Annotated in this window: 19 protein-coding genes; 13 read left to right on the forward strand and 6 right to left on the reverse strand. The window is 44.3% G+C overall.

The genetic code is table 11. The annotated features are described in order from the left end of the window. From VTH8203_RS05840 to VTH8203_RS05855, 4 genes are all read left to right on the forward strand, one after another. Positions 1-1,113: an ABC transporter ATP-binding protein gene (locus tag VTH8203_RS05840; RefSeq protein WP_096992817.1), complete on the forward strand. Its 1,113-nt coding sequence runs from the start codon at positions 1-3 to the stop codon at positions 1,111-1,113. Positions 1,114-1,397: 284 nt separating this feature from the next. Then, a complete protein-coding gene (locus tag VTH8203_RS05845) occupies positions 1,398-2,396 on the forward strand; it encodes a TRAP transporter substrate-binding protein (protein ID WP_096992818.1) in 999 nt (332 codons plus the stop codon). Positions 2,397-2,475: 79 nt separating this feature from the next. After that, positions 2,476-3,129 carry a TRAP transporter small permease gene (locus VTH8203_RS05850; RefSeq protein ID WP_096992819.1) on the forward strand — a complete coding sequence of 218 codons (654 nt, stop codon included), beginning with the start codon at positions 2,476-2,478 and terminating at the stop codon, positions 3,127-3,129. A 2-nt stretch (positions 3,130-3,131) separates the two neighbouring features. After that, positions 3,132-4,493 carry a TRAP transporter large permease gene (locus VTH8203_RS05855; RefSeq protein ID WP_096992820.1) on the forward strand — a complete coding sequence of 454 codons (1,362 nt, stop codon included), beginning with the start codon at positions 3,132-3,134 and terminating at the stop codon, positions 4,491-4,493. 30 nt (positions 4,494-4,523) lie between these two features. On the opposite strand, the gene VTH8203_RS05860 is transcribed toward VTH8203_RS05855, so the two are convergent. The 3 genes from VTH8203_RS05860 to VTH8203_RS05870 all read right to left on the reverse strand — a co-directional run bounded on the left by VTH8203_RS05860 (position 4,524) and on the right by VTH8203_RS05870 (position 7,949). Next, complete coding sequence (locus VTH8203_RS05860) at positions 4,524-4,712, reverse strand: hypothetical protein (protein ID WP_096992821.1); 189 nt, start codon at positions 4,710-4,712, stop codon at positions 4,524-4,526. A 96-nt stretch (positions 4,713-4,808) separates the two neighbouring features. After that, complete coding sequence (locus tag VTH8203_RS05865) at positions 4,809-6,155, reverse strand: sigma-54-dependent transcriptional regulator (RefSeq protein ID WP_096992822.1); 1,347 nt, start codon at positions 6,153-6,155, stop codon at positions 4,809-4,811. A 3-nt stretch (positions 6,156-6,158) separates the two neighbouring features. Next, complete coding sequence (locus VTH8203_RS05870; RefSeq protein WP_096992823.1) at positions 6,159-7,949, reverse strand: sensor histidine kinase; 1,791 nt, start codon at positions 7,947-7,949, stop codon at positions 6,159-6,161. A 75-nt stretch (positions 7,950-8,024) separates the two neighbouring features. Here VTH8203_RS05870 and VTH8203_RS24430 point away from each other — a divergent pair, with 75 nt between their 5' ends. From VTH8203_RS24430 to VTH8203_RS05905, 8 genes are all read left to right on the forward strand, one after another. Continuing rightward, on the forward strand, positions 8,025-8,198 hold the full coding sequence (locus VTH8203_RS24430; protein WP_158296060.1) for a hypothetical protein: 174 nt from the start codon (positions 8,025-8,027) through the stop codon (positions 8,196-8,198). Between the two features lie 311 nt (positions 8,199-8,509). Further along, the gene (tig, locus tag VTH8203_RS05875; RefSeq protein ID WP_096992824.1) at positions 8,510-9,814 is read left to right on the forward strand and encodes a trigger factor; all 1,305 of its coding nucleotides are present in this window, start codon (positions 8,510-8,512) and stop codon (positions 9,812-9,814) included. Positions 9,815-9,919: 105 nt separating this feature from the next. Further along, positions 9,920-10,543, forward strand: coding sequence for an ATP-dependent Clp endopeptidase proteolytic subunit ClpP (clpP, locus tag VTH8203_RS05880; RefSeq protein ID WP_096992825.1), 624 nt, complete (start codon positions 9,920-9,922; stop codon positions 10,541-10,543). A gap of 123 nt (positions 10,544-10,666) precedes the next feature. Next, positions 10,667-11,947: an ATP-dependent protease ATP-binding subunit ClpX gene (clpX, locus tag VTH8203_RS05885; RefSeq protein ID WP_096992826.1), complete on the forward strand. Its 1,281-nt coding sequence runs from the start codon at positions 10,667-10,669 to the stop codon at positions 11,945-11,947. A gap of 117 nt (positions 11,948-12,064) precedes the next feature. Next, the gene (gene lon, locus VTH8203_RS05890; protein WP_096992827.1) at positions 12,065-14,419 is read left to right on the forward strand and encodes an endopeptidase La; all 2,355 of its coding nucleotides are present in this window, start codon (positions 12,065-12,067) and stop codon (positions 14,417-14,419) included. A 191-nt stretch (positions 14,420-14,610) separates the two neighbouring features. Continuing rightward, complete coding sequence (gene hbs, locus VTH8203_RS05895; RefSeq protein WP_006075676.1) at positions 14,611-14,883, forward strand: non-specific DNA-binding protein Hbs; 273 nt, start codon at positions 14,611-14,613, stop codon at positions 14,881-14,883. Between the two features lie 186 nt (positions 14,884-15,069). Then, complete coding sequence (gene ppiD / locus VTH8203_RS05900) at positions 15,070-16,929, forward strand: peptidylprolyl isomerase (RefSeq protein WP_096992828.1); 1,860 nt, start codon at positions 15,070-15,072, stop codon at positions 16,927-16,929. 169 nt (positions 16,930-17,098) lie between these two features. After that, a complete protein-coding gene (locus VTH8203_RS05905; protein ID WP_096992829.1) occupies positions 17,099-17,392 on the forward strand; it encodes a ComEA family DNA-binding protein in 294 nt (97 codons plus the stop codon). Here the strand turns inward: VTH8203_RS05905 and rrtA are convergent. Then, positions 17,375-17,938 (reverse strand): rhombosortase, encoded by a 564-nt coding sequence (gene rrtA / locus VTH8203_RS05910; RefSeq protein WP_096992864.1) that lies wholly within the window; start codon positions 17,936-17,938, stop codon positions 17,375-17,377. The genes VTH8203_RS05905 and rrtA overlap by 18 nt on opposite strands. Between rrtA and VTH8203_RS05915 the strand changes: the two genes are divergently transcribed. Further along, entirely contained in the window at positions 17,937-18,557 is a 621-nt protein-coding gene (locus VTH8203_RS05915) for a tRNA-uridine aminocarboxypropyltransferase (RefSeq protein ID WP_096992865.1), read from the forward strand. The two genes, rrtA and VTH8203_RS05915, sit on opposite strands and share 2 nt — an antisense overlap. Before the next feature lie 11 nt (positions 18,558-18,568). Here VTH8203_RS05915 and VTH8203_RS05920 read toward each other — a convergent pair whose 3' ends face one another. Both VTH8203_RS05920 and yfbR read right to left on the reverse strand, forming a co-directional pair. Further along, complete coding sequence (locus VTH8203_RS05920; RefSeq protein ID WP_096992830.1) at positions 18,569-19,900, reverse strand: anti-phage deoxyguanosine triphosphatase; 1,332 nt, start codon at positions 19,898-19,900, stop codon at positions 18,569-18,571. Positions 19,901-19,918: 18 nt separating this feature from the next. Beyond that, positions 19,919-20,503: a 5'-deoxynucleotidase gene (yfbR, locus tag VTH8203_RS05925; RefSeq protein ID WP_096992831.1), complete on the reverse strand. Its 585-nt coding sequence runs from the start codon at positions 20,501-20,503 to the stop codon at positions 19,919-19,921. Positions 20,504-20,546 lie beyond the last annotated feature (43 nt).

Genomic DNA, 20,546 nt, shown 5'->3' on the forward strand with positions numbered 1-20,546 from the left:
ATGGCAACTTTAGAACTTAAACAGATCCGCAAAACTTATAAAAATGCGGATAATGAAACTCTCAAGGGTATAGATATCAGCATTGACTCTGGCGAGTTCCTTATCCTTGTTGGCCCCTCAGGTTGTGGAAAGTCGACTTTGATGAATACCATTGCTGGACTTGAAGACATAAGCTCTGGCGAAATAGTCATTGATGGTCGTGACGTCGCGCAAGTGCAGCCGAAGGACCGTGATATTGCTATGGTATTTCAATCTTATGCCCTGTATCCCAATATGACGGTACGTGGCAATATTGCTTTTGGTCTTAAAATTCGAAAAATGCCTCAGGAACAGATTGATGCCGAGGTCAACCGAGTCGCTGAGATGTTGCAGATTGACCACCTTCTTGACCGAAAACCATCACAGCTCTCGGGTGGACAGAGGCAACGGGTCGCAATGGGTCGAGCGTTAGCGCGTCGTCCTAAGCTTTACTTGTTCGATGAGCCTTTATCTAACCTAGATGCAAAACTACGTGTGGAGATGCGACATCAGATAAAGCGCCTCCATCAACAGCTAGAGACAACAATTGTGTATGTCACTCATGACCAAATCGAAGCAATGACGCTTGCTGATCGCATTGCGGTGATGAAAGACGGTGAGTTACAGCAATTGGGCTCGCCGAAAGAGATCTATAACAAGCCAAACAATATGTTCGTAGCAGGCTTTATGGGCTCTCCTTCGATGAGCTTTATTAGGACACGTGTTGACTTGGATGAGAACGATAAGCCAATTGTCCGCGTGTTCTCAGGTGATAATCAACAGCATGTTGTCGCGCTGCCAGAATCTCTGCGCTCACAAGATGGCAACGAGATTGTGATTGGTCTGCGTCCTGAACACATCACAGAAAAACTCGATGAAGAGACGGCCGTTGCAACTAAAGTAAAACTCAAACTGGAAGTTCTTGAGCCAACAGGTCCTGATGTTATTGCTATGGTTAAAGTCAATGAACAGGAAGTAGCGTGCCGTCTATCACCTGAATTTGACGTCAATGCAGGGGACGTGGCCCCCCTTTATTTTGATATGTCTAAAGCGGTGTTTTTTGATGCAGGGACTGAGGAGAGGTTGTTAGTGTAGGGATGTGAGGCATTACGGCTTCACATTTTTAGAGCTGATCCCACAAAGCCAGTGGGGGGGAGTGGGTCAGCTCTTTTTTTGATATTGGGTCATTTCCCACCAATACCACAAATTTCCGTGTTTCATTTTCCACTCATTACTTTATGCCCGAAGTGTTTGCTCATTACTGAATTTCAATTATCTTTCTGAAAAGTTTTGTTTTTTTGAGGTTGGCACTCTTATTGCTCTCTTGATGCCTATCAGTACCCATTGATGGGACTGCATTAATCCAAAGGAGAATAATAATGTTAAAGCCTCTATCCCTACTGTCTGTTTCTGCTATTGCTCTGGCAAGTTTCAATGCCACGGCAGCGTGCGATCCTGGTGAGATAGTGATTAAGTTTAGTCACGTCACCAATACCGACAAGCACCCTAAAGGTATCGCCGCATCTTTGTTAGAAGAGCGTGTCAATACGGAAATGAACGGTAAAGCGTGTATGCAGGTGTTTCCTAACTCTACTCTTTATGATGACAATAAGGTTCTCGAAGCCCTTTTAAACGGCGATGTTCAACTTGCCGCTCCATCACTTTCTAAGTTCGAGAAGTTTACCAAGAAGTACCGTATTTTTGATCTTCCTTTCCTATTTGAAAATGTGGAAGCCGTCGATCGTTTTCAAAACTCAGAATCGGGTGAAAAGCTAAAAAATGCGATGAATCGTCGTGGTCTTCAAGGTCTAGCGTTTTGGCATAATGGCATGAAACAAATGTCTGCCAACAAACCATTATTACTACCAGAAGATGCAAAGGATCTAAAATTCCGAGTGCAAGCGTCTGACGTTTTAGTTGCTCAGTTTGAACAACTAGGGGCGAACCCACAGAAAATGTCTTTTAAAGAGGTGTATGGCGGCCTGCAAACTAAGGTTATCGATGGTCAAGAAAATACTTGGTCGAATATCTATGGCAAGAAGTTCTTTGAAGTACAAGACGGCGTGACAGAGACCAATCACGGTATCCTTGATTATCTTGTCGTGACTTCAAAAGAGTTCTGGGATGGTATGCCGGATGACACTCGTGAGCAATTTGCACAGATTCTAAAAGAAGTGACAGAGACTCGTAATTCTGAGTCGAGTAAAGTCAACCTCGCTAACAAAAACAACATTGTTGAAGCTGGTGGTGTAGTGCGTACGTTGACTCCTGAGCAACGTCAGCAATGGGTTCAAGCGTTGCAACCTGTTTGGCAGAAGTTTGAGAAAGATATTGGCTCAGATCTGATTGACGCAGCTCAAGCGTCAAACCAACAATAATCTCACACTCATAACGAGGGGCCTCACGGGAAGTGGGGCCTAACCTCCTGTCCCTACTATTACAAAAGCGATGTATCACATGGAACAGTCTGTTATCTCTCGTATTGGTAAAGTTACCGATGCTTTTGAAGAAACCTTGATTGCTTTCTTTCTAGGCGCGATGACGTTACTGACTTTTGCTAACGTTATCTCTCGTTACGTATTTAACGATAATATTCTTTGGGCTCTTGAACTTACCGTATTTATGTTTGCCTGGATGGTGCTTGTCGGCGCCTCTTATGGAGTAAAGAAACATTTCCATATCGGTGTTGATGTTGTCATCAATATGGTCTTAGAAGACAAGCGCAAACTTTTTGCTATCGTCTCAGTATTATCTTGTTTAGCCTTCTCTATCCTGTTGTTGATCGGTTCATGGAACTATTGGTATCCGTTCGCTACCGAACGTGCGTGGTATGAAACCGATGATATTCCTATGCCCGAAATGTTGCAGTTTTTAGCTGACTGGCTCAATGAGGGTGAACGTTACGAAAAACTACCGCGCTTTATTCCTTATATGGCCTTACCAATTGGTATGGCACTACTCACATTTAGATTCACTCAGGCAGCGTATCAGATCATGACGGGCAAATTGGATCGTCTGATCGCAGGTCATGAAGCTGAAGAAGATCTAGAAGCGTTAAAAGCGGACATGCAAGACAACGCGTTTGACAGTGTTAAAGACAAGGATAAATAAGCATGGATATTCTATTACTCTTTTTAATGGTGGTAGGCTTCATGCTAATTGGCGTGCCTATTGCCGTGTCACTGGGATTGTCCAGTATCTTGTTCCTACTAATGCACTCGGACGCATCGTTAGCATCTGTAGCGCAAACCTTGTTTAACGCCTTTGCTGGCCACTATACGTTACTTGCAATTCCATTCTTTATTCTCGCATCAAGCTTTATGTCAACGGGTGGTGTGGCGAAGCGGATCATTCGCTTTGCGATAGCTATGGTTGGTTGGTTCCGAGGCGGTCTAGCCATGGCGTCGGTAGTGGCATGTATGATGTTTGCCGCGCTATCTGGCTCATCACCTGCTACGGTCGTTGCGATTGGTAGTATTGTTATCGCAGGTATGATCAAAAATGGCTATACCAAAGAGTTTGCGGCAGGGGTTATTTGTAATGCCGGTACACTAGGGATTTTGATCCCACCTTCCATCGTTATGGTGGTGTACGCTGCAGCAACAGATGTGTCGGTAGGTCGTATGTTCTTAGGTGGTGTTATTCCAGGGTTGCTCGCCGGTTTAATGTTAATGGTAGCGATCTACATAGCTGCAACCGTGAAAGGTTTGCCCAAGCAACCATTTGTCGGTTGGAAGGAAGTGTTCGACTCCGCTCGTGAGGCAAGTTGGGGCTTGTTACTAGTGGTGATTATTCTTGGCGGTATTTATGGTGGCGTATTTACACCTACAGAAGCGGCTGCGGTTGCTGCTGTCTATTCGTTTTTGATTGCCAATTTTATTTACAAAGACATGGGGCCATTTGCTGATAAGGAAAATCGCAAGCCAGCCCTTGTTAAAGTGTTCCAAGCTTTTGTTCATAAAGATACCAAGCATACGTTGTTTGAAGCTGGAAAACTGACCATCATGCTTCTGTTTATCATTGCCAATGCTTTGATTCTTAAGCATGTGTTAACCGAAGAACGCATTCCTCAAATGATAACGGAATCAATGCTTTCAGCGGGTCTTGGCCCAATTACCTTTCTTATTGTGGTCAACGTTTTACTGCTTATCGGCGGTCAGTTCATGGAGCCGTCGGGCTTATTGATCATCGTTGCACCCTTGGTGTTCCCAATTGCTATTGCGTTAGGTATCGACCCCATTCACCTTGGCATTATGATGGTAGTGAACATGGAAATTGGGATGATAACACCACCGGTCGGGCTCAATCTCTTCGTGACCGCTGGGGTGGCGAAAATGTCGATGATGGGTGTGGTGAAAGCGGCATTGCCTTGGGTCGCGGTGATGTTCCTATTCTTAATCATCGTTACTTACGTTCCGTGGGTGTCAACGTGGCTTCCGACCACATTAATGGGGCCGGAGATCATTACCAAGTAACCTCTGACTCACGAAAAAAAGAGGAGGTCGTTAGACCTCCTCATCGATATGCTTGATGTTCTGCGTTCTTGGATCTGGCTGAGAGCGTCGATCATAAAAAACACGTCTACTCTGTTTTTTCCTTCTGTCTACTGTTTCGCTGGTGCGATGCTCAACATAAAAAATACCATCGATTTCTACCGTATCAGAAATTAAGGGAACCTTCGTTTTTTCGCCCATAATTGTCTCCCTACGTGTTCTTATACTTAATTGCTATGCAACTTACTGTCTATATAATTTCAGTATAGGAGACTTAGCTCACACTTCTACAGTAATTTAGTAGGTGCTTTTATAAGACTCCTTAATAAGTTGATATTTCTGCATTTTATCGTACAAAGTTTTTCTTGGGATGTTGAGCTTCGTCATCGTAGCTTTGATACTTCCGTTAGTTTCACTAAGGGCCTGCTCAATGACATTCTTCTCAAATAAATTTACCTGCTCAGCAAGTGATTGAGCATCGTCGTTCTCTCCTGGCGTAGGCGTACCTGCTTGGATTTTGCCAAGTAATACAAAACGTTCTGCGCAATTTCTCAGTTCTCTAACGTTTCCTGGCCAATCATGGCCAATCAACTGACTCAATTGTTGAGCAGATAAAGCGTTGGCCGTTTTTCCATAGCGAGATGCGGCGACCAGTTGAAAATGGTGAAACAAAGAGGCGATGTCATCTTTGCGATCTCTTAATGGTGGTAAATCAAGTGTGACGATATTTAGTCGGTAATAAAGATCCTGCCGAAAGTTACCATCCAGAGAGGCTTGGTTTAGATCGGTTTTTGTGGCAGCAATAACCCGTATGTTTAAGGGTATCAGGGTGTTAGAGCCAATACGTTCAATGGCACGTTCTTGTAAGACTCTCAACAATCTAATCTGTGCTTGCTGGGGCATAGACTCTATTTCATCAAGAAATAACGTGCCGCCATTTGCATGCTCAAATTTACCAATACGCGTGCTTTCTGCACCGGTAAATGCGCCCTTTTCATGGCCGTACAACTCACTTTCAATCAAGTTTTCAGGAACTGCGCCACAGTTTACCGCGACGAAATTCCCTTCTTTTCTTGAGCTTTGTTCATGCAAAGAGCGCGCAACCAATTCTTTACCTGTGCCCGTTTCCCCAAATAACAAGATATCAGCATCGGTATCAGCAACCACAGAAATAGTAGAGCGTAGCTCTTGAATGACCTGAGTGTCACCGATAATTCTTGGGCCAAGGGTTTGACTTGCCTTTAGTGAACGTTTGAGGCGTTCATTTTCAAGGGTAAGTTGTCGCTTCTCTATCGCTCGCTGCGTGATTTCGATAAGACGTTCGGCAGAGAAGGGTTTCTCGATAAAATCATAGGCGCCATCTTGAATGGCTTGAACCGCCATAGAGATATCACCGTGTCCTGTGATGAGGATTACTGGGATATTTTGGTAGTGATGAGTAACGGTATTGAGCAGATCTAGACCTGATAACCCGGGTAAACGAATATCGGAAATAATGGCGAGTGGTCGCTCATTGTGTTTTAGACACAACAGCGCCTCTTCTACCGATGAGAAGAATTGTGCATCAATATCGGCGAGTTCGAAGCTCTGCTGTAACGCGGCTCTAATATCATCATCGTCATCAATAAAAAATACGTAGCTCATCGCTTAGTCCTTGTCCGTATGAGTACAAATTGGCAATTCGACCGAAAAACGCGCACCGCCTAACGGAGAGCGGGCAACGCGAATCTTGCCGTTTAAATTTTGGATAATTTGTTGTGAGATAGACAGCCCTAATCCTAACCCGTTGTCCTTTGTGGTATAGAAGGGCTCAAACAGCTCGGCAACAGAGTTTCCATCCAGTCCTGGCCCTGAATCATCAATATGAATGGTTACCTTGGTTTGACCTTGCTCTATCGCTAATACCAGGTGTTTCTCATTATGATTGTGCATGGCTTGAATAGCATTCGTCAGTAAGTTGATGAGCACTTGTTCCACTTGAATTGGATTGATATGTACCAAGATATCTTGTTGCTTGATGTTGCACTCCAGTGTGACCTGATGGCTTTTGAGTTGTGGCTGAATCAACTCAATGGTCGAATATATGACCGGAGCAAGCTGGACTTGGCTTAACTCATTGGCGTCACTTCGTTTGGCAAAAGATTTCAATTGTTGGCTTATTTTTGCCATCCGCTCTGTCAATACCACGATACGTTCTAGATTTTCTCGTGCACGGTCAACTCTGTTTTTATCAATAAAACGCTGGCCGTTTTCTGCAAAACTGAGAATAGCGGCTAAAGGATTATTGAGTTCATGGCTAATACTGGCGGACATCTGTCCTAAAACGGCTAACTTTGCCGCCTGAATAAGTTCGTCATGAGCTTGCCTCAACGCTCTTTCTGTTTTCACTCTTTCATCGATTTCGAGATGCAGTTCAGATGTACGTTCCATCACCAAATATTCAAGCTTTTGTTTGGCTTCGGCTTGTACCTGCTCGATTTGGCGATGACGGTAACGTCGCGTCTCTATTAGTGCCACGATTAGGTAAAGAGTGATAAAAACGAGCGTTAAGACGCTAATAAAGCCGAAAAGCTTAATATAAAGTGTTGAAAGGGGGGTCAACACCCGCAAAATGAGATTTGGAATGCCAGACTCACGTTGTGTAACGAGGTAGTGTTTGGTCAATAAGTTGCCTGCAGGATTGGTCAATTGAGAGGACGGGTCAGAAAGGTTACCAATAAACCCTAAGCTGCGAATATTGGTTTCTAGATATTGCCTTGACTGCCGAATGAGGCGCAAGGTTTGTGGCTCCAACAGGGATAGGCTTTTAAACAACCAACTAGGATTACTCGACATAAAAACCACATGGTTATTGTCGGTGGCAACATAAGTGCTGGTTTCACTTTGCCAATTTCGTTCAATCGATAACAAGTCCATTTTTACGACAATGACGCCAATGTGTTCCGCTGCGTATGTAACAGGGAACGAGTAGTAATAACCGCGCTGTCCAGACGTAGAGCCCAGCGCAAAATAGGTACTGCGACTGCCGTTGATGGCTTGCTGAAAATAAGGACGAAAAGCGAAGTTTTTACCAACAAAGGAGCGCTCAAGATCCCAGTTGCTAGAGGCGATAGTGTTGCCATAACGGTCAATGAGATAGGTGTCGGACGCTTGAATGATACGGTTTGCTTTCTCAAGGTAGCGATTTGTGACCTCAATCTGTGCACTGTTTGTCGGTGACAATAACGCATCAACAGGCTCTTTATCTTGCGACAGCAGTTGGGGGATATGCCGATACTTGTCTAATTTACTATCAATGGTTTCTACAAAACGATTTAGCCAGTTGTTATGTTGTTCTTGGAGATCCGTGTAACTATGCTGCCAGTACCAATGGCCGCCTACTGTCGAGATAAAGACAAATAGGACAACAAAGCCTAGTAAAATCCGTTTCAATCGCATCGTCGAACCCCAACGTTAAACCCCAACGTTTCAATGTGTCGCTTGAGAGTATAGGTTAACGAATTTGGGTGTTTTATGGCAAAAAAGTTACAAGAACTGAGAGGTAAAAGCGCCGTAAAACAAGAGCAAGATCTCTTTTTTCACCATTCACCAAAAAAAGCCCTTCACTCTCTTGAAAAAGCCGATATTGTCCCCATTTCAAGTTGGAATCGGTTGAAAACGTCATTGTTGAACGTTTTCTTAGAGTAATTAGAGACAAAACCACCGATTGACCCGAGTTCGACTCGACAGGGTAGGCGGAGATCGCTAGAATGTCGCGTCTGAAATTTTGTCCTGAGACTAATCAGAGATGCCTTTGAGGCTGTCAATTCAGCCCGATGAAGACGTCACTCATTAGTCCGATAGCCAAGAGAGTCATGCAATTGAAGCATGATTGACTGGTTATCGATGCTCACTTTAAAGAAGTGCCTATTGGTACTAACAAGGATGAAGCGGAAATATCCTCGTGATATGGATGCTCATACGCTCAGCCAACACTGAGCCAAACTGAGGTTTATACAATGCAAGTTACTGTTGAAACTCTAGAGGGCCTAGAGCGCCGTCTAAACATTACTGTTCCTGCTGCTAACATCGAAGACGCAGTGACAGCTGAACTACGCAACATCGCGAAAAACCGTCGTTTCGATGGTTTCCGTAAAGGTAAAGTACCAATGAAGATGGTTGCACAAATGTACGGCAAAGCAGTACGTCAAGACGTGATGGGTGAAGTTATGCAACGTCACTTCATCGAAGCAATCGTTTCTGAAAAAATCAACCCAGCTGGCGCGCCTACTTTCGCTCCTGTTGAAAACGAAGCTGGTAAAGATCTTGTTTTCACTGCGACTTTCGAAGTTTACCCAGAAGTAGAACTAAAGGGTCTAGAAAACATCGTTGTTGAAAAGCCAGCAACAGAAGTTAACGACGCAGACGTTGAAGAGATGATCGATACGCTACGCAAGCAGCAAGCAACTTGGGCTCAAGTTGAAGAAGCAGCTGAAGACGGTAAGCGTGTAACTATCGATTTCACTGGTTCAATCGACGGTGAAGAGTTTGAAGGCGGCAAAGCTGAGAACTTCCCTCTAGAAATGGGCGCTGGTCGCATGATCCCTGGTTTCGAAGACGGTATCCAAGGTAAGACTGCGGGTATGGAATTTGAAATCGACGTAAACTTCCCAGAAGATTACCACGCTGAAAACCTAAAAGGCAAAGCAGCCAAGTTCCTAATCAAAGTGAACAAAGTTGAAGCACGTGAACTTCCAGAAGTAAACGACGAGTTCGTTGCTAAGTTCGGTGTTACTGAAGGTGGCGTTGACGCTCTTAAAGCAGAAGTTCGTAAGAACATGGAGCGTGAGCTTAAGCAAGCAATTAAGAACCGCATCAAAGAGCAAGCGCTTAACGGTCTAGTTAAAGAAAACGACATCGACGCCCCAACTGCACTAATCGACCAAGAAATCGGTGCTCTACGTCAGCAAGCTGCACAACGCTTCGGTGGCAACCCAGAAGCTGCACAACAGCTTCCACGTGAGCTATTCGAAGAGCAAGCTAAGCGTCGCGTAGTAGTTGGCCTACTTCTAGGTGAAGTAATCAAGTCTGAAGAGCTAGAAGCTAGCGATGAGAAAGTGAAAGAGCTTATCTCTGAAATGGCAACAGCTTACGAAGATCCATCAGAAGTTATCGCTTACTACGAGCAAAACGAGCAAATGATGAACAACATGCGCAACGTTGCACTAGAAGAGCAAGCGATCGATGCAATTCTTGCTAAAGCACAGGTTTCTGATCAAGAAGTTAGCTTCAACGAGCTAATGAACCAACAGCCTGCAGCTTAATAAGCAATATCTTGTATAGAAGGTTGACTTAGAGTCGACTTCTCTGCTAACAATGGTCCGTATGATGTTTATCATCCGGGCCATTTATTTTAGGGACATAAGAATATGAGCTACCAAGAAAAAAATGCAATGTCGCCAATTATGAACGCGCTAGTACCTATGGTGGTTGAACAAACTTCCCGTGGTGAACGCTCTTACGATATTTATTCGCGACTTCTAAAAGAACGAATCATTTTCTTGACTGGTCAAGTGGAAGACAACATGGCGAACTTAATTGTTGCCCAAATGCTTTTCCTTGAATCAGAAAATCCTGACAAAGATATCTTCCTCTACATTAACTCACCTGGTGGTAGCGTAACGGCTGGTATGTCGATTTACGATACTATGCAGTTTATCAAGCCTAATGTAAGCACGCTTTGTACTGGTCAAGCATGTTCGATGGGGGCCTTCCTACTTGCTGGTGGTGCACCCGGAAAACGTTTTGCTCTGCCTAATTCTCGCGTGATGATTCACCAACCACTAGGCGGTTTCCAAGGTCAGGCTTCAGACATTCAGATTCACGCACAAGAAATTCTGACGATCAAACAGAAGTTGAATAATCTATTGGCAGAACATACTGGTCAGCCTCTAGACGTTATCGAAAAAGATACTGACCGTGACAACTTTATGTCAGCAGCACAAGCGGCTGAATACGGTATTATTGACGAAGTTTTAACCCATCGCGGTTAATCGACAATCGTTTGAGTGACAATTGACCGAATTGCTGCCCGTGAAAATCAAAATGGCGGGCGCAATTTGGTCTAAATTGATATACACTCAAATCATAGAAAGTAAAGGCTAAGAGGTTAGCGAATGACAGATAAAAGCAAAGAGAGTGGTAGCGGTAAACTGCTGTATTGCTCTTTCTGTGGAAAAAGTCAGCACGAAGTTCGCAAGCTAATCGCAGGTCCATCTGTTTACATTTGCGATGAGTGCGTTGATTTATGTAACGATATCATCCGTGAAGAAATCAAAGATGTGTTGCCAAAGAAAGAATCTGAAGCGTTGCCAACGCCAAGAGATATTCGCGCACACCTCGATGATTATGTAATCGGTCAAGACTATGCGAAGAAAGTTCTCTCAGTTGCTGTTTACAACCACTACAAGCGCTTGCGCAATGGTGATACAACAGCAGATGGTGTTGAACTCGGTAAGAGTAACATTCTTCTTATCGGCCCAACAGGTAGTGGTAAAACACTACTTGCTGAGACGCTTGCACGTTTCCTTGATGTGCCATTCACAATGGCCGACGCAACAACACTAACCGAAGCAGGTTATGTTGGTGAAGACGTTGAAAACATCATCCAAAAACTACTTCAGAAGTGCGACTACGATGTAGCAAAAGCCGAACGTGGCATTGTTTATATCGATGAAATTGACAAGATTTCTCGTAAAGCTGAGAACCCATCAATCACACGTGACGTGTCGGGTGAGGGTGTTCAGCAGGCACTATTGAAACTGGTTGAAGGTACCATTGCATCTGTTCCACCACAAGGTGGTCGTAAGCACCCACAACAAGAGTTTTTGCAGGTAGATACCTCTAAGATTCTGTTTATTTGTGGTGGTGCATTCGCAGGTCTTGATAAAGTTATCGACCAGCGAGTTGCAACGGGCACAGGTATTGGCTTCGGCGCTGAAGTTCGTTCAAAAGACGAAACTAAGACGGTTGGCGAGCTATTTACCCAAGTTGAGCCAGAAGATTTGGTTAAGTACGGTCTTATTCCTGAGTTTATTGGTCGTTTACCAGTAACGACGACACTGACCGAACTTGACGAAGAAGCACTGATTCAAATCCTGAATGAGCCGAAGAACGCACTAACGAAACAATACGGTGCGCTGTTCGATCTTGAAGGTGTTGAATTAGAGTTCCGTGAAGATGCACTACGTGCTATTGCTAAAAAAGCAATGGAGCGCAAAACTGGTGCCCGTGGTCTACGTTCAATCTTGGAAAGTGTGCTTTTAGAAACGATGTACGAACTACCGTCAGCGACGGAGGTAAGCAAAGTAGTTATCGATGAGAGTGTGATAAATGGCGAGTCAGAACCGCTACTTATCTATACCAACAACGATAATCAAGTTGCCAGTGCTGAGTAATTTGCGAAGCTGAGTTAAAAAGGAGGTATTTGATACCTCCTTTTTTTATTTCTTTATTGAATCCAACGAATACGCCCCCATATACTGAAAATAATACTAAGCGGAAGAGAGAATGATATGAACTTGGAACGTTCCGAGCGTATAGAAATCCCGGTATTGCCTCTGCGCGACGTGGTGGTTTACCCACACATGGTGATTCCTTTGTTTGTTGGCCGCGAAAAGTCTATTAATTGTTTAGAAGCGGCAATGGATAATGACAAGCAAGTACTCCTCGTGGCTCAAAAAGAAGCAGATACTGAAGAGCCAAAAATCGACGATCTATTCACAACGGGCACAGTTGCAACCATTTTGCAGCTTCTCAAGCTACCTGATGGCACGGTAAAAGTGCTGGTTGAAGGTCAGCAGCGTGCCAAAATTAATAACTACCGCGATGAAGAGTTTTTTGTTGCGGACGCTGAATACCTGATCACACCAGAATTGGATGAACGTGAAGAAGAGGTCATTGTCCGCAGCGCCATCGATCAGTTTGAAGGTTTCATCAAGCTGAATAAAAAGATTCCTCCAGAGGTGCTTACGTCTCTTGGTGGTATTGACGAAGCTGCTCGCCTTGCCGACACCATTGCTGCGCATATGCCACTTAAACTGGTTGATAAACAACAAGTGCTTGAGCTGCTCAATGTGACTGAGCGTCTTGAGTTCTTAATGGGCCAAATGGAATCGGAAATCGACTTACTGCAAGTAGAAAAACGAATCCGTGGCCGCGTTAAAAAGCAGATGGAGAAGTCTCAGCGTGAGTACTATCTGAATGAGCAAATGAAAGCGATTCAGAAAGAGCTGGGTGATTTAGATGATGCTCCAGATGAGTTTGAAACTCTAAAGGCTAAGATTGAAGAATCGAAAATGCCGACTGAAGCTAAGGAAAAGACCGAGCAAGAGCTGCAAAAGCTGAAGATGATGTCGCCGATGTCTGCCGAAGCAACGGTTGTTCGTAGCTACATCGACTGGATGGTAGGTGTGCCTTGGGCTAAGCGCTCGAAGGTGAAAAAGAACCTAGCGAAAGCAGAAGAAGTGCTTAACGAAGATCATTACGGTCTAGAGCGCGTTAAAGAGCGCATCCTTGAGTATTTAGCGGTACAAAACCGTATCAACAAGCTGAAAGGGCCAATCCTTTGTCTTGTCGGTCCTCCTGGCGTAGGCAAAACCTCTCTTGGTCGTTCGATTGCGGCTGCAACGGGTCGTAAATACACTCGTATGGCATTAGGCGGCGTGCGTGATGAAGCGGAAATCCGTGGTCACCGACGTACCTATATTGGTTCAATGCCGGGTAAGTTGATTCAGAAGATGTCGAAAGTCGGCGTTAAAAACCCACTGTTCCTTCTTGATGAGATCGATAAAATGTCTTCGGATATGCGTGGTGATCCATCATCTGCGCTGCTTGAAGTCCTTGACCCTGAGCAGAACAATGCGTTTAACGACCATTATCTTGAGGTCGACTATGATCTGTCTGATGTTATGTTTGTGGCAACGTCTAACTCAATGAACATTCCAGGGCCTTTGCTTGACCGTATGGAAGTGATTCGTCTTTCTGGTTATACCGAAGATGAGAAGCTAAATATTGCCAAGCGTCACCTAGTCTCTAAACAAGTTCAGCGTAATGGCCTGAAGCTACACGAAATTGAGATTGAAGACTCTGCGATTATTGGCATCATTCGCTATTACACGCGTGAAGCAGGTGTTCGTAGCCTAGAGCGTGAAATCTCGAAAATCTGTCGTAAAGCCGTTAAGAATATCTTACTTGACCCGAAACTGAAAACAGTCACGGTAAACCAAGGCAACTTGAAAGAATACTTAGGGGTTCAACGCTTTGACTTTGGTAAAGCAGATGACAGTAACCGTATTGGACAGGTAACGGGTCTTGCGTGGACTGAAGTGGGCGGTGATCTACTGACTATAGAAACAGAAGCGATGGTAGGCAAAGGTAAGCTTACTCAAACTGGTTCCCTTGGCGATGTGATGCAAGAGTCCATCCAAGCGGCGATGACGGTCGTTCGTACTCGCGCAGAAAGACTTGGCATTAACACGGATTTCTACGAGAAACGTGACATTCACGTCCATGTTCCTGAAGGTGCTACACCGAAAGATGGACCGAGTGCGGGTATCGCCATGTGTACGGCATTAGTATCTAGCTTAACCGGTAACCCTGTGAAAGCTGAGGTCGCAATGACGGGTGAAATCACGCTACGCGGTGAAGTTCTTCCTATTGGCGGTCTAAAAGAGAAACTATTGGCAGCACACCGTGGTGGCATCAAAACGGTATTAATTCCTAAGGATAATGAACGTGACTTGGAAGAAATTCCTGACAACGTTATTGCGGATCTGAAGGTGATTCCAGTGCAATGGATTGACGAAGTACTTGAAGTCGCACTAGAGAGAGCACCGCTTGGAGCGGCATTTGAGCCAGCAAAAGAGTGATGCGCCCCAAATTTAGGTAAAAGAAATGCGCTGATAGGTAAAAAAAGCTTGTCAGCGTTTTTTTGTAGCACTAAGTTTAGCTATGTAACTTTGAAGCCCTTGATAGACAAGGCTTAGAGTCTTTAACTACGAGAATGGAACTAACGTTACCTTTTAAAAATAACAATTCGGTAACATAAAGGGGAAACACAGTGAACAAAACACAATTAGTGGAAAAAATCGCAGAGAACGCAGATCTATCTAAAGCTTCAGCAGGTCGCGCATTAGACGCTTTCATTGAAGCGGTGAGCACTACTCTAGAAGAGGGTGATCAAGTGGCTCTAGTTGGTTTCGGTACTTTTAGCGTACGTACTCGTGCAGCTCGCACAGGTCGTAACCCAAAAACAGGTGAAGAGATCCAAATCTCTGAAGCGAAAGTTCCTGCATTTAAAGCAGGTAAAGCACTTAAAGACGCTTGTAACTAATCATTTGTTGCAGTTACTCGCAAAATTGGCGAGGTCTGAGCAAAAATTAAGCTATCATAAGACTTGAACGACAAATTAAGTCGAACTTTATTTAAATATGCGCATCTTACTGATGCGCATTTCTTTTTCTGATATTATCCAAAGCAGTAGAAGATAACCCTTCCTATTCTGGAGAGTAATAAAATTATGATGGAGCGAATTCGCGAAGGCGTGAATAGCATCGCGGTTAAAATTATCTTAGGACTCATTATTCTGTCTTTTGTGTTTGCAGGTGTAGGTAGCTACATAGCAGGCGGGATCGGCAATACCGCTGCAAAAGTGGGTAATGTAGAAATCAGTCGTGGTGAGTTTGAACAAGCCTACCAAAACGAACGTAACCGAATGCAATCTCAGCTTGGTGATTATTTCTCGACACTGCTTGGTGACCCAAGCTACGTAGCGTCTTTCCGTCAATCTGTTCTTGATCGCATGATCAACGATGTGTTGCTAGAGCAACATGCAGAATCGATGGGTTTACGCATCAGTGACGCTCAAGTTCGCCAAATGATTCTTGACATGCCTCAGTTTCAAAATGATGGCAAATTTGACCAAGAAATTTATCAAGCAACGCTGCGTCGTGCAGGTTTCAGTGCTGACAGCTTTGCTGAATACCTTCGTCGTGATTTAGTGCGTAACCAATTGCTCTCTGCCATTCAAGGCAGTGAATTTACGCTTCCTAGCGAAATTGAACTTCAAAGCAAGCTATTGACGCAAACACGTGATATCAAAACGCTGACGCTATCTCTCGCAGACTTCTCTAAGAAAGTACAACTTACTGATGAGGAAATTCAAAAGTACTACGAAGAGAACCCAACTCAGTTTACTCGTCCAGAACAAGTAAAAGTGGCGTACATTGAACTGTCTGCTCAAGATCTAAAAGACCAAATCACCGTAACGGATGATGAAGTTCAGAAGTATTACAACGAGCACTTGGATAAGTACTCGACATCTGAGCAACGTGAAGTTAGCCATATTCTAGTGCAAGGCGATGACGAAGCGAAAGCACAAGCCATCCTTGATGAATTGAATGCTGGTGCAGACTTTGCAACGTTGGCAAAAGAAAAATCAGAAGACATTGGTAGCTCTGAAGAGGGTGGTTCATTGGGTTGGATCGAACGTGGTGTGATGGACCCTGCATTCGAAGAAGCTGCATTTGGACTCAAAAATGTTGGTGACGCAACAGGTCTAGTGAAGTCTGACTTTGGTTATCACATTATTAAACTTGATGCGATCAAGCCTTCTGAGACTAAGCCAATAGCAGAAGTGAAAGATGAAATTATCGCTGAACTGAAAGATCAAATAGCGGTTGATGAGTTCTATAATCTGCAAAACGAGCTAGAGAAAGTGGCCTTTGAGTATCCCGACTCACTTGATGACGCAGCGAAAGCGGTTAATCAGAAAGTGGTGACCACGGACTTTATCTCTCAAGCTGATGCAACAGAAGTCTTGAAAACTCCAGCGGTCATGCAAGCGCTTCAATCACCAGAGGTGAAAGAAGACGGTCTTAACTCTGAAGTGATGGAAGTCTCTCCTGAGCACATTATTGTTGTTCGTGTTGATGACGTTCGTGAAGAGACGGTACTGCCACTTTCTGAAGTAAAAGAGCAAACAGAGGCACAATTAGCGAAAGTGAAAGGTGAGCAAGCTGCGATGGAACTTGGTGTTCAGCTAGTAAATGAACTAAGAGAAGGCAAGCAAGACGCGCTGCAAGCGAACAACCTAAACTTTGGTGAGTTAGAAGCTATCGATCGTAGTTCGCCATTAGCGGGCACAGTCTTCGCTATGGCCAAGCCTGCTGAAGGTTCAGCGACGTTTGCTCAAACTAAAGATATGCAAGGCAACGTTGTTGTTGTTGAACTCACTAAAGTTGAATCTGAGTATAACCAAGCTTACAACGAGCAAATTGGTGCTCAAATGGAACGTGAAGCTACGCAACAAGATTTAGCCTCTGTGCTTTCTATTCTGCGTCAAAACACGGATATCGAATACTTACTTAATGCTGAGTAACAGCAAAGTAACGCGATGATGCCAATCAGTTCACAGTGTTACTGTAATTGATAAGCTAATAAAAACGGACCGTATTTGCGGTCCGTTTTGTTTTTTGTCTGTAGAACTTTTCAGCGATCGTTTTCTGAGTATCTTGGATGATGACTTTTAGTGAGAAAAGGGAATTTAAATGAACTATCTGAAAAACATTGGTCTGACGCTACTTCTATTGGTGACTCCTGTGGGTCTTAGCTATGCGTCTGAGGCAAAGAAATTAGAGGGCATAGAGATTACGGTGAATATCAACGAGGCTGGCGCTGAAGAACTGGCAGAGCTGTTAAAGGGCGTTGGTGAGGAGAAAGCAAAAGATATTGTAGAGTATCGCACCCAACATGGTCATTTTAACTCCGCTGACGACCTAACACAAGTTAAGGGAATAGGGGCTGCCACGGTGGAGAAAAATCGCTCAAGGATTATGTTGTAGACGAGTATGATAAAGCGCCACCAATAATGCTAAAGCCAAGCCGACGCTAAATCCAATAGCGTGGGCTTGCGTTGCAACAGCCGCAGCAATGAGTTGTGATGTCGCCTCTGATGCGCCGTAGATGTTCTCCCATGCCACTTTTATAGTCACACCTAACACTAACAGCCAGCTTGACTTTCTTCCTTGTAGAGCCTCTTGTAGCGCCCCATAAGCAAATAATGCATGCAACACCCCGGACAACCCTAAATAGTAGCGTATATCAGTAAATAGTAAGGTAATGCCGATAACGGTTGCACTGATCAGGGTAACTATAACCGTTGAGCGCCAGGAGGGACGAAATAGGTAGCATATAACCCAAAGTCCAGCAAGGTTCATTGACAGGTGAGCTAAGTTGGTATGTGAGAAGTTTCCTGATACTATTCGCCACCATTGACCTGCATGTATTGCAAGCTTGTCCCATTCTACCAGAGATTGTAAGCTGGGAATTTGCAGCAATACGCAGAGTAGTGAAATCAGTAATAGTCTTATGCCAAAAGAAGTGTCCATATCTCGATATTGCCCCAAGTGCCTAAAAGCTAAGCGTGCTTGTATTTGTCAGTGGATTCAACCCATTCACTGTGACACACAATTGATTATTTTGCAGCACCAGAGCGAAGAAAAGCGCCCACTTGGTACAGCGCGAATTTTATCGATGTCATTGCCGAACGGCTACCTTTTTGTGGGTGAGAACTTTTCGACTCATCAAGTGCTTAATGATTTGTTAGCCGATGATGCCTACCAATCTGTGGTGTTGTATCCGGGTGAAGACTCCGTGGAGTTATCACATGTAAAATGCGCGAAGTCTAACAAACATTTGCGTGTCATTTTACTTGATGGAACATGGAAGAAAGCGTTTAAAATGTGGAAGTTGTCTACAAATCTACATAGCTTGCCGATGATTAAATTACCAGAAACCTTGCAAGGTGATTACCGTATTCGCAAGGCTCCGTCTCCTAATGCGTTGTCCACGGTTGAAGCAGGTCATCATATTATTCAAACATTGGAGCCGGAACTGAATTTCGACGCTATGCTGGTCGCTTTCGATAAAATGATTCAGTTCCAAATTCAACAAATGCCGTCAGGTGTTTATGAAAAGAACTACCATTCGCCGCGTTCAAACGAGTAAACGCTGACCCATTAATACCCTGAATGAGCGGCAAATAACTGCTGATGCATCTTTTGAGCATAGCCATCGGTCATCGCGGAAATATAGTCGGCGATTACGCGCATACCAGTATCTTGCTGACCACAGGCTTTACGCCAAAGGTTACGGGTTGACTCAGGGAGTAAGCGTTCCGGATCGGCGCTAAAGGCTTCAAACAAGTCCATAATAATTTGCTGCCCTTTATACTCAACGATTTGTACTCGAGGCACTTGAATAACAAACTCACTGACAAATCGCTTGAGGATCTCCAGCACACGCTCCATACCGCTATCAAGATACGCGTTGTAGTGAAGCAAAGGCTGTTCAAAACTGGCTTCAGGAACTTTTTTAACCTCAATGCTGGTCAGTAGAGCGTTTACAATGCCGCCAATGGCATCTTTGCGTTCGTAGTGCTTACCGGAAAAAAGTAGCTCTGTAATCGAGTCTATATGGTCTGACAGCCAAGTATTGGTTTGGGTCTTTAGCTGCTCTGCTGCATTCGCTTGCCACATATCTTTATCTACCAACTCGAGAACAATGGCGTCTTCTAAATCATGCACCCCATAAGCAATATCGTCGGCGAGCTCCATAATAGAGCAATCCAGTGATTTGAATTGAGTCTTGTTGTGTTGAAGTGGTGTTAGCTGCTCGAATCGCATGGTTGGTAGATGCTGTTTGTCACGCTCGGAGAGGGGAGCGATGACCCAGTCAAACTGCAATTGGTCTTTATCGTATATCCCTTTAGCCGGAGCCCAATCTTTGGCTTTTAACTGACGCTGGTTAGTGACCGGATGCGGCTGCTTATCAGCGCAAGTTTGGCTGACAAGAGCCGGATATTTAAGTAATCCTAACAGACTGCGACGAGTTAGGTTCATCCCATGATGCTCGGTGTAAGGCTCAAGTTGAGTAACGATGCGGAACGTTTGAGCATTGCCCTCAAAGCCGCCATAGTCGCGCATCATATAGTTGAGAGCAACTTCGCCACCATGCCCATAAGGTGGATGTCCGATATCATGGGCAAGGCAGAGTGCTTCAATCAACGCATCAGAGGGCAGTAATGATTCAAGTGCAGGCTGTTTTTGTTTTAATTGAGCCACGATACCGGAGCCAATTTGCGCCGCTTCAAGTGAATGCGTTAGCCGTGTGCGATGGAAGTCATTAACACCGGTCCCATGAACTTGAGTCTTCGCTTGCAGTCGCCTAAAAGCCGCAGAATGTAGAATTCTCGCCCTATCGCGTTGAAAGGGATCTCGATGGTCGTTACGTCTAAGTTTGTGCTCATCGCTATGTCGGGCTTGCCAAATTTGCATGGATTCTAATGGCATCACAACTCCTTGAAGTGGCTAACTTATCTCGTCAAGAGAAAGCTCAAAGCTTGGTGCAAAGGTGTTAAGGAAATAGTCCATCTCTTCGGTCTTTTTTTCAAGTAACGTTTGATCTAAACGCTTCTTGGCGAGTGCGAACTCATGGTTACCTGCGCTCAACTCCTCAAGGCACTTTAAATAGGCACAGATAGAATCGGCTTGTTTGACGATTTGAGTGTCTTCTTCGTAAGCGTATTCTGAAATTAAGAAAGGCTTGAAATCTTCCTGAAACTCTTCCGGTAACATCGAGAGCAGCTTTCGCTCAGCGGCAGACTCTATTTTTTTGTATTCCTTAGCGATTTCAGGGTTGTAATATTTCACAGGGGTGGGGAGGTCACCAGTCAAAACTTCACTGGTATCGTGATACATGGCAAGAATAGCGATGCGCTCTGGATTAGTGTTACCACCAAATTTCTTGTTTTTAATGATAGCTAAAGCGTGCGCGACAAAGGCTACTTGAAGGCTGTGTTCAGAGATATTTTCGGTTGAAACCGAACGCATTAATGGCCAGCGTTGGATCAGTTTCATTCGAGCAAGGTGAGCAAAAAAATGACTTTCTTTCATACAGCGTAATCCCTTATTACTAGCGCCGAACTTATTTATTCGG

Source organism: Vibrio thalassae, from assembly GCF_900089835.1.
GTDB classification, from domain to species: domain Bacteria; phylum Pseudomonadota; class Gammaproteobacteria; order Enterobacterales; family Vibrionaceae; genus Vibrio; species Vibrio thalassae.